The organism is Dethiosulfovibrio salsuginis, from assembly GCF_900177735.1.
Lineage (GTDB): Bacteria > Synergistota > Synergistia > Synergistales > Dethiosulfovibrionaceae > Dethiosulfovibrio > Dethiosulfovibrio salsuginis.
Genome location: NZ_FXBB01000027.1, coordinates 25,511 through 34,525 on the forward strand (window position 1 = coordinate 25,511; position 9,015 = coordinate 34,525).

Consider the following 9,015-nt stretch of genomic DNA (forward strand, 5'->3'; position numbering starts at 1 on the left):
CCTCCCTCCATTAACAGCTCACTCTTCGATTATAGGGGATCGGCCATAAAAGGACAAAGAGGACGGCAAAAGCCGTCCTCTTTGTCCTTGTTTAGATAAAAAAACTAGTAGCCTACGACGTCGCCGTCCCTGCGGGAGTCGGCACCGCCGATAAGCAAACCTTTTCCGGAGTCAAACAGGATTCCCTGGGCTCCGCCGAAATAGAGGTCGTAATCTCCACGGACCTTGACCTCATGGCCTCTCAGCTTAAGGGCCTCCACGGTGGACTCAGGAATCCGGGACTCAAGCTGAAGGACATCGGGCTTGGCTCCTAAGACCCTGGCGGTAAACCGAGGGGCCTCTATAGCCTCGTCCATGGACATGCCGAAGTCTATGACGTTGCTCATTATCTGGGCTACCGAGGTGATGATCCTCCAGGCTCCAGGGGTTCCTACGGACATAAAGGGCTTTCCGTCGGGATCGAGAACGATCGTCGGGCTCATGGACGAAAGAGGTCTCTTGCCGGGCTCAGGGGAATTGACGCTCTCTGGGTTTGTGGAGAAATCGTCCATCTCGTTGTTGTACACGAAGCCGTACTCAGGGTCGATCAGACAGGATCCGAAGAAGTAGTTCACCGTCTGGGTAACCGCCACGATGTTCCCCGCTGCGTCGGCGACGGAGAAATGGGTCGTCGACCAGTGCTCGTCCACCGAAGGATCGGTAGCGGGAACCTCCTGCATGGCCTTGCCGTCGTCGATACGGTCCGCCAGCATTTTGGCGTACTTCTTTGACTCGAGCATCTCGAAGGGGATGTTTAGGAAGGAGGGATCCCCCAAAAAGTTTCCTCTGTCGGAGAAGGCCATCTTAAAGGCCTCGGTCATATAGTGAATCGTCTTAGGCGAGTTATGCCCCCAGTCGGAAAGGGGGAAGTTCTCCAGGATATTCAGGGACTCGACCAAGGTGATGCCGCCGGAGGAAGGAGGGCTCATAGAGTAGATCTTATAGCCTCTGTAGGTTCCCTCCGCAGGGACCCGAAGGACGGGCTTGTATCTCTGAAGGTCGTTGGCGGTCATGATTCCGCCCTGCTTCTGTATGTTGTCAACCATAGAGTGACCTATAGGACCGTTGTAGAAGGCCCCTATACCGTCTTTAGCCAGAAGCCTGAAGGCCTTCGCCAGGTTAGGCTGGGTAACCTTCTGCCCTGCCTCCAGAGGAAGTCCGTCCATAAGGAAAGGATTGGCCTTCTCAGGGGTGAACTTGGAGAGGTTTTCAAAGTTGCTCTCCACCGCCTTAGCGACCGTCGGGGAAAGCTCAAAACCCTCCTCCGCCAGCCGGATAGCCGGTTGAATAACCTCAGCCAAGGTCATTGTCCCGTACTGATCGAGGGCCATCTGGTACCCCGCCAAAGTTCCAGGGACGCCGACCGCCAGAGGACCGTAGACGCCGAGTTTCTCCGCTTTGGCCTTCTCCGAGGCGTACATGTCCTTAGTCGAGGCTCCCGGGGCCTCCTCACGGTAATCTATGGCGATAACCTTGCCGGTGTCCGCCAGTCGGACCACCATAAACCCGCCACCGCCGATACCGGAGGCGTTGGACTCCACTACGTTAAGCGCGAGCCCCGTCGCTACCGCTGCGTCGACGGCGTTACCGCCTTTTTTGAGGATCTCAACCCCCGCCTCAGCGGCCAGCTTGCTCGCCGCCGCCACCATACCTTTCGACGCAGTAACGTCCTTAGGATCGTGGGGAGAACCGAAGGCCGCCGTCGCCGACACCGCTATCGCAACCGATAGGGCAAAAACCAATGAACGTCTACTCACTTAAAAATCCCTCCCTGCTTCTCGCTACTTTCCGTCGAAACGATCGTCCTCGACCGGCGACAGAAAAGCTCCTATGCCTCTCTCCATCATATCGTCGAAAGAAGGTATTCCCTCCACCTCGACGTCTCCGCCTTCTTTAACATCACCTAACATATCCATAAACATCTTCATCGACGCTACGTGTCTGGCGGTCCTCAGGTCTAAAGTCTGATCTCCCTCGTAGGGGATGAACAGACGGCCCAGTGCCGCCGCTTTGAGGTAGGCCTTATCCTTTCCGGTCAGAGCAAGGGCCTCGTCGGTCCTCCCTCTGAGACGGCCCTGGCTGGGGTTGCCAGTCTCCATCAGAATAGCCATAGCACCGGTATGGTCGCCCCACTCCCTGTGGCTAAGCCCTCTGAAGTTCACAGGAGAGGGCTCGAGCCTCATAGGAATACCCTCCATCTCCAGCTCCATGGACACCATCGCCGCCAGCTCCATGGCCCTATCGTGGGCCACGATGGCGTTTACCACCGGATATTCAGGGGAGGCCTCGTGGAGGTCGAAAGCCAGATCGACCTTCTCCTTGTTGAGCATCTGAATGACTCCATAGGCCACCTGCTGGGTCAGAGAATCGTCGGGAACCCCTGGATAGGCCCTATTTAGGTTGCTCTTAGAGCCGCCGTCCAGCTTCTGTCCCGACTGGGCATGGATATAGATATCCGGGGCGGGCCACTGGTAAACCGGATTGGTCGCCCTAGAGCCGTACCTAAACCACCTCGTGCCACCGTCTACGTCCAGGCTGAAATACTGGGGGGACGCCTCCTGAGGGGAGTTATGTCCCATAGCGGTGAGGTTCGCAAAAGGCATGACTATAAGCCTTCCCTTGGTCACCTTGGCCCTCTCGAGATAGATTATGGCAGCCATGTAGCCCGAAGGCTCGTTAGGGTGGGTGCCTCCCATTATAAACACCGTGCCGCCGGGAACACCGCTGTCCTGGATATAGACGTCCGTGTCCCCTGGACTGCCCTCAAGGGCTGGGAACCAATGGGACAAAAGGTATCTCTCAAATCCCTGGGCAGGAGCCACAGGGTCCGGTTGCCTCATAGCCAGAAAGCTACGGGCGGAGACGAAACATATCAAAGCCACCGCGACGCAGAGGGAAGCGGCGGTCAAAACGGAACCTCTAGATGATTTCACCGTCACCCCTCCTTACTTTATCAACAATATACGCAGGATCAAAGGCACCAGTACCATAGCGGCGGTAACCTGCTTCCAGAAAGACTTTTCCTTGAACATACACCTAAGGACGAAGGCGGCCACGAACAGCCCTATTCCTCGATAGATCAGCGTCATCATAAAGGCCACCTCCTAGAATATCAGCTTAGCTATAGGCTTGGCCATGAGGATGACCGCGATGCCCCAGCCCGCCGTAAGCACCGCAGGAAGGGCGCAATGGCGAAGCACCTTAAAGTAGTTCTTCTCCCCTACGACCTGTGCGGCAAAGATCCCAGCGAGAGCCGTAGGGGGCATAAGATCCCCTAGGGCGGCCACTAGGCTCAAAGCCGCCGCCACGACTATCTCGTTCTGCCCAAGGAGTGCCATGAGGAAAGGCACACCGAGCACCGAGGCAGAGCCAAAGGACGATACCGCTCCGAAAAGGGGCATAGAGATTGCGATACCCAGATAGAGGGTCCATGACGGAAGGGCCAGAGCCGAGACCACCACAAAACCTCTCACTCCGGTTAGGGTCATTATCTGTATGAACATCCCCACTCCCATAAGTATGCCCATGACCGGAAGGGCCTCGTCTATAGCCTCGGTGACCGTCTCCACAGGGTTCCATTTGACTCCCGATAGGAGCCCTGAAGCGGAGGCCAAAAGGAAGCTCAGAGGCATACCTAAAGAAGGCCAGTAGAGAGGTATAAGCCTCTCCCCTCCAAGAAGCACCACCAACACCACCACAGGAAGAAAGAGCCTGAGGGTCAGAGGGGTCCTGCTCATCTTGGCCAGCTGGGCCTCAAGGGACGCCTCGTCCTTGGTCTTTCTGACATAGGGATAGATAAGCCAGAGAGAGCAGACCACCGCCAGAGGCACGGTGCATATGAGCAGAGGGATACCGAATCCGACGTAGGGGATGTCCACACCGGCACCTATTATCATCGCCGGTATGCTAATAGGAGGAGCGATCATCCCAAAGAGAGCCCCCATGGATATAGCGGCGGCGGTCTGGAGAACAGGCACCCCGAGCTCCATCAGAACAGGAGCGACCAATGCGCCGGTAGTGAGCACCGCAGCTGTGGAAGACCCGGTAATCATTCCAGGAACCATTATGATAAACATAATCCCCAGACTGAGGAGGACCGGAAACCCTCTGAACTTGCGGATAACCCACGCAGCGACCGAATCGAGCAAGCCGGTGCTCTGAATGACCTTCATAAAGATCATAGCGGTGGCTATTATCAGTATGGTGTCGACGTACCCAAAAGCCCCTTCCACCAGATGCCTGAGGGGAATACCGTCACCGGCGGCCACCGCCCCAGCTATGGCCGCCATGGCCATAGCCACGGCTATAGGCAACTTCCAGGCGAAGGCGGCGAAGGCGAAGACCCCTATCATCAGGAGGGTGTAAAAACCCTCCGGCCAGAACCACTCCATCGGGGTACTCTAATTGACTCCCCAGGAGGAGAGTACCGTTCCCAGAGGTTCTTTCGTCCCTCTGACGTTTTCCGCCGAGAGGATCTCGACCTTACCGTCGACCAGTTTAGAGAACAGGCCGTCCATGTCGGTGTTATCCCTGTCGACCACGATAAGGGCATCGGAGAACGGAACGGCGGCGGAGATAAACAGGTCCGACAGAGTTCCCCTTCTTCCCGGACCACCTACGTGCATGACGAGGATCTTCATGCCGTCGGCCTGAGCCTTCTCCATAAGGGCTTTAGACCTAGCGACCTCCTGATCCTTATCGATTCCGGCGGCACCGAGACCTTTAGAACTTCCTCCCACCACGGCGATGAGGACCTTCTGACCATCGAGGTCGGTGGCCTTCATAAGGGCCTCGTAATCGGGAGTGATTTTAAGGGACTTTAGGACCACCTTGACCATCATAGCGTCAGGGCTCTGTCCTATGGACGTAAGAGCCACGTCGGCGGCACAGGAAACGCTGGCGACGGCGACTACCAATGCCAGAGCTGAGATTAGAGCGGATACACGAAGTTTCATAGGGAAATCCTCCTAAATAGAATAATAAGATCGCTTGCACTCTCAAAGTATAGCCTATCACCATCGCACAGGGCCATAGTTTCTCTCGTTTCTCTCTCCGCTAAAAAAAGAGGACCGCCTAAGGCGGTCCTCTTTTTATCTCTTAACCGGAGTCAAGCCCTCACTTTTCAGAGCGAAAACCTCCAAAGTCGCCATCATTGCCCTGGCCCCTTCCGCCATATCCTGAGCCTTAATAGCCACATCCTCAGCACCTCTCTCGGTCTCTTCTGTGGCGGAGCGGATGGCCGCCATAAGTTCCACCGACCTCACCGCCGAGTTTGTCAGAGAATCCACCGCCCTGGCCATCTCGTCGCTGGAAGTGGCCTGGACCTCCGACTGGGAGGCGATATCCTTCATCCTGTCGTCCAGCTTAACGGTCAGCTCAGCGGTCTTGACAAGGCCATCCCTTGCGTGGGAGACCTCCTGGGCGGTCCTCTCCATGGCCTGGACGGTCTCACCGGTGACCTTCATAGCCTCGGAGGAGTCAGACTGAAGCCTGTCGATCATCGATCCAACCCTACCAGCGGCCTGAGCGGACTCCTCAGCCAGCTTCCGAACCTCCTCGGCCACCACCGCAAAGCCTCTTCCTGCCTCGCCAGCTCTGGCGGCCTCTATGGCGGCGTTTAAGGCCAGCAGGTTCGTCTGGTCGGCGATGGTGGTGATGGTATCGACGAACTGGGAGATCGACCGAACCGAGTCCGCCAACTTACCGATACCCTCCGCCCCTGAACGAGCCCTGTCGTCGGCGGCCCTGATCTCGTCGAACATGGTGGTCAACCTGGCCCTGACGTCCTGGGACAGTCTGGCCATGAACGCGGTATCGGCGGCACAGCTGGAAATCAGGTCCGCCGAGGATCGGGCACTTGAAGCAACCTCCTGAATGGATGCGTTCACCTGCTCCAGGGCGGCGGAGTTGTTCTCCGTCAGTTCGGACATCTCCACCACCGACCCTCGGGCCTCGGTCATGGCGGCGTTTTGCTCCTCCGATATGGCAGCCAGTTCCTCGGACCTCTGGGAGGAAAGGGAGGCCTCGGAGCTCACCGCCTCTATGGTCCCTCTCAGCATCTTCGCCATTCCACCGAGAGATGAGCTCACCGAGGAGATCTCGTCTCCCACTTCATCCTCAAAGCTCACGGTGAGGTCTCCCTGGGCCATCTTTCCGATAGTCCCCACCATGACCCCCATCCTGGACGTAATCCTCCTCACGATGGCAAAAACAACCAAAACGGTCGCCAAAATACCCAGTCCCACCCCGGCGACAACCTTAAGCACCAAAGACATCACCGAGGCCTTCAGATCGGAGGTATAGAGCCCTGTGCCGTACCACCAACCCCAAGGGGAGTAGCTCTTGACGTAGGCCACTTTCTCCTCCACCACACCGCTGTTGGAGTTTAGCCAGTGGTAGGTCATCATGCCCGCTCCTTTCAGATGATCCGGCGATGGCGGTAAGCCCCCTCTGGACCCACACCCCGTTGGCGTCCTGGCTATCCAGCCGCTTTCCTCTCTCGTGGCCCTGAAAGGGAATCGTGACCCTCTGGTCCATATCGTATCCAAATACGTAATCCTGACCGTTATATCTCATAGAGGACACCGCCTCGGAGGCCAGCAGCTGGGCCTCCTCCCTAGAAAGCTCTCCGTTTTCCTCCATCTTTCCGTAATGTCTAACCACCTCGTCGGCGACCTCCACCACCGATAAAACCGTTGCGACCCTCTCCCTATAGAGGGCATCGTAATCAACCTTGTAGACCGTCAGGGATATGACCACCCCCAACAGCAAAAGGACCGCCGACAGGGGAATCATCAAAGCGAACGACAGCCTTTTGCCTCGTTTTCTCATCCTAAGCCCTCCCTAAGATCAAAAGTAAACTCTTTCTTACATAATACACCGGGAGGACTAACGGGGCAAAACTTTCATCAAATTAATCCACAGGACTATAGTATGTTTTCGGCCGACCGCTTTTGCCGTCCTCGTGACGGCGCTCCCTCTGCACTTGACCTTTTCTGGCCAGATATTCCAGATATCGGTGGGCTGTAGGGTAGGCTATTCCCGCCCTCTGTCCCACCTCCGAGGCGGAGAGGGGCTCGGAGGAAGAGGCCAGAACGTCCATAACCATCCGAGCGGTAGGCTCAGCCATACCCTTTTTGCTGCTCTCCCAGCCTGCGGACTTACGATAGCGGGACAGCTCGCCGTGAAGGGCGATCCTCGCTGAAAAATCAGCCAGCCTGACAGGCTTGGATACGAAGTCATCGGCCCCGGCTATAAACAACCCCCTGGCGATCTCCTGCTCTTGCTCCACGGTCAATGCGATTATCACCGTAGACGTGGAAACCTGTCTTACCCTCCTTATAAGCTCAAGGCCGCTCATAACCGGCATATGGTAGTCCACCAGCAGTATATCCACCATTCCCTCCTCGACCCATCCGAGAGCCGTGTGGGGATCGCTGGTGGTCCTGATCGACCATCCCTGAGAGGACGCCATGGCGTCCAGGGTGTAGAGTATTTCCTCGTCGTCGTCTACCGCACCAAGGGAAAATATCATAGGCTATCGCTCCTTTCGGCCTCCACCTTAGGTATATGTATGCTCACCGACGCCCCACCTTCTCCTACGTTCTCCATAGAGAGACTCCCTCCGTAGGCCTCGACTACCTCACGGACGAAGGCCAGTCCCAGCCCCGTCGAGCCCCACTGGGAACGACGGGACACTGGCCTGCCCGAAAAACCGGGACCGTTGTCCCAGACTTTGAACGCCACTTGGTCCTCCGATATGAGAAGGTCCAGGGCTATTGAAGGACGGTCTATCCCCTCGGTAGCCCTGTGAGCGTTCTCCAGTAGGTTCACCAGCGCCCTGGACAACCTGATGAGGTTGACCTTTATCCTGGAGCTATCGGCGACCTCAGGGACGTTCAACGCAACCTTTCGAGCCCAGTCCAACGGACTTATCTGTGACATACAGTAATCCACCGCCTTAACCGGAGATATGGTCTGAACGGCCATAGGATCGCCGATCTCCGAGACCATCTGGTTCATCCTCCCGGCGGCCCTCTGTATGGTGTTACCGTGGCTGATCACCGAGGGATCGGCGGAGGAGTGGACAAGCACGTCCGCCAGGCCGGTTATGGTCGTCAGAGGCCTCTTGAGGTCGTGGACCAGGTACTGAATCTCCCTAAAGACCCTGCTCTGGATCTGGTCCTGCCTCAACTTAGCGAGTTCCCTCTCCTTGTCCCTCAAAACCCTGAGATGAGAGAGCCTCTTCTCGTAACCGACGAAAAGCTCGATCACCACCATGGCGACGGCGAAACTGAAGAAAAACAGCATTATCCCCACCAGATTGAGGACTTGGTCTCGATCCATCAAGACCGCAACCTCTTTGATGGACATGCTTAGTTCGCCCCAACCGAATCCGTAGGCTGTGAGCGACGGAATCACGTCAAGCCACTGAAGGGAGAATATCAACACCCCCAGCACCACGACCCTGTTGCCCTGCCTAGCGACCCCTCGACTTAGATATTGGATGATCCCTACGCTTATGAGTGCCATCACGGCAGGTACCCCGAAATGGGGAACCGAGGGCAACCTCAAAAACCACGCCCCGGCGTAGCATGCGGGGATCCCCAAAAGAGGGGTATACTTCCCTCCCATCATGAACCATCCGGCGTAGAGAAAAAACGCCCTAGCAGCGTTTATACCGACCAGTATAATCGCCGAGACCAGCAAAAAACCGCTGTCCAGAAGCCTCACAGACCTATCCAGACTGGCGATAACCCACCTAGCGGGCCATGAGGGATAGTGGGACAGAGCCCATATACCTATCATAAGCACCCCTAAACCGATAAAAATCTTTCTATCCCCGTCCAACAAAATCCCCCCTTAAAGGACTCCTCTAAAAACTCTAATCCTCGGAGAGATCGTTTCGACGGAGCCCATTTGAGCCCGTATACTCGACCTGCCGTCGTGTAGTCGAATGGGGCGACAGGACGTCGC

At 56.5% G+C, this 9,015-nt stretch carries 9 protein-coding genes; all 9 read right to left on the minus strand.

Going from position 1 to position 9,015, the window contains the following annotated elements:
• Nucleotides 1-104 precede the first annotated feature (104 nt).
• The gene (gene ggt / locus B9Y55_RS09670; RefSeq protein ID WP_085545155.1) at nt 105-1,796 is read right to left on the minus strand and encodes a gamma-glutamyltransferase; all 1,692 of its coding nucleotides are present in this window, start codon (nt 1,794-1,796) and stop codon (nt 105-107) included.
• Nucleotides 1,797-1,820: 24 nt separating this feature from the next.
• Nucleotides 1,821-2,972, minus strand: a complete 1,152-nt coding sequence (locus tag B9Y55_RS09675) for a succinylglutamate desuccinylase/aspartoacylase family protein (RefSeq protein WP_085545156.1) — start codon at nt 2,970-2,972, stop codon at nt 1,821-1,823.
• A gap of 12 nt (nt 2,973-2,984) precedes the next feature.
• Nucleotides 2,985-3,131 carry a hypothetical protein gene (locus tag B9Y55_RS13285; protein WP_159448310.1) on the minus strand — a complete coding sequence of 49 codons (147 nt, stop codon included), beginning with the start codon at nt 3,129-3,131 and terminating at the stop codon, nt 2,985-2,987.
• 12 nt (nt 3,132-3,143) lie between these two features.
• A complete protein-coding gene (locus tag B9Y55_RS09680; RefSeq protein ID WP_085545157.1) occupies nt 3,144-4,430 on the minus strand; it encodes a TRAP transporter large permease subunit in 1,287 nt (428 codons plus the stop codon).
• Nucleotides 4,431-4,439: 9 nt separating this feature from the next.
• A complete protein-coding gene (locus tag B9Y55_RS09685) occupies nt 4,440-4,994 on the minus strand; it encodes a DUF6305 family protein (RefSeq protein ID WP_085545158.1) in 555 nt (184 codons plus the stop codon).
• 135 nt (nt 4,995-5,129) lie between these two features.
• Nucleotides 5,130-6,410 (minus strand): methyl-accepting chemotaxis protein, encoded by a 1,281-nt coding sequence (locus tag B9Y55_RS09690; RefSeq protein WP_268753299.1) that lies wholly within the window; start codon nt 6,408-6,410, stop codon nt 5,130-5,132.
• Entirely contained in the window at nt 6,298-6,870 is a 573-nt protein-coding gene (locus tag B9Y55_RS13495; RefSeq protein ID WP_085545160.1) for a cache domain-containing protein, read from the minus strand. The genes B9Y55_RS09690 and B9Y55_RS13495 overlap by 113 nt, the downstream gene beginning before the upstream one ends.
• 82 nt (nt 6,871-6,952) lie before the next feature.
• A complete protein-coding gene (locus tag B9Y55_RS09700) occupies nt 6,953-7,573 on the minus strand; it encodes a response regulator (protein ID WP_085545161.1) in 621 nt (206 codons plus the stop codon).
• Nucleotides 7,570-8,889 carry a sensor histidine kinase gene (locus B9Y55_RS09705; protein ID WP_085545162.1) on the minus strand — a complete coding sequence of 440 codons (1,320 nt, stop codon included), beginning with the start codon at nt 8,887-8,889 and terminating at the stop codon, nt 7,570-7,572. The genes B9Y55_RS09700 and B9Y55_RS09705 overlap by 4 nt, the downstream gene beginning before the upstream one ends.
• Nucleotides 8,890-9,015: the final 126 nt, after the last annotated feature.

Coding starts and splice junctions, on each gene's coding strand:
- B9Y55_RS09680 (WP_085545157.1), bottom strand. CDS start 4,430: ATGGAGTGGTTCTGGCCGGAGGGTTTTTACACCCTCCTGATGATAGGG.
- B9Y55_RS09685 (WP_085545158.1), bottom strand. CDS start 4,994: ATGAAACTTCGTGTATCCGCTCTAATCTCAGCTCTGGCATTGGTAGTC.
- B9Y55_RS09700 (WP_085545161.1), bottom strand. CDS start 7,573: ATGATATTTTCCCTTGGTGCGGTAGACGACGACGAGGAAATACTCTAC.
- B9Y55_RS13285 (WP_159448310.1), bottom strand. CDS start 3,131: ATGATGACGCTGATCTATCGAGGAATAGGGCTGTTCGTGGCCGCCTTC.
- B9Y55_RS13495 (WP_085545160.1), bottom strand. CDS start 6,870: ATGAGAAAACGAGGCAAAAGGCTGTCGTTCGCTTTGATGATTCCCCTG.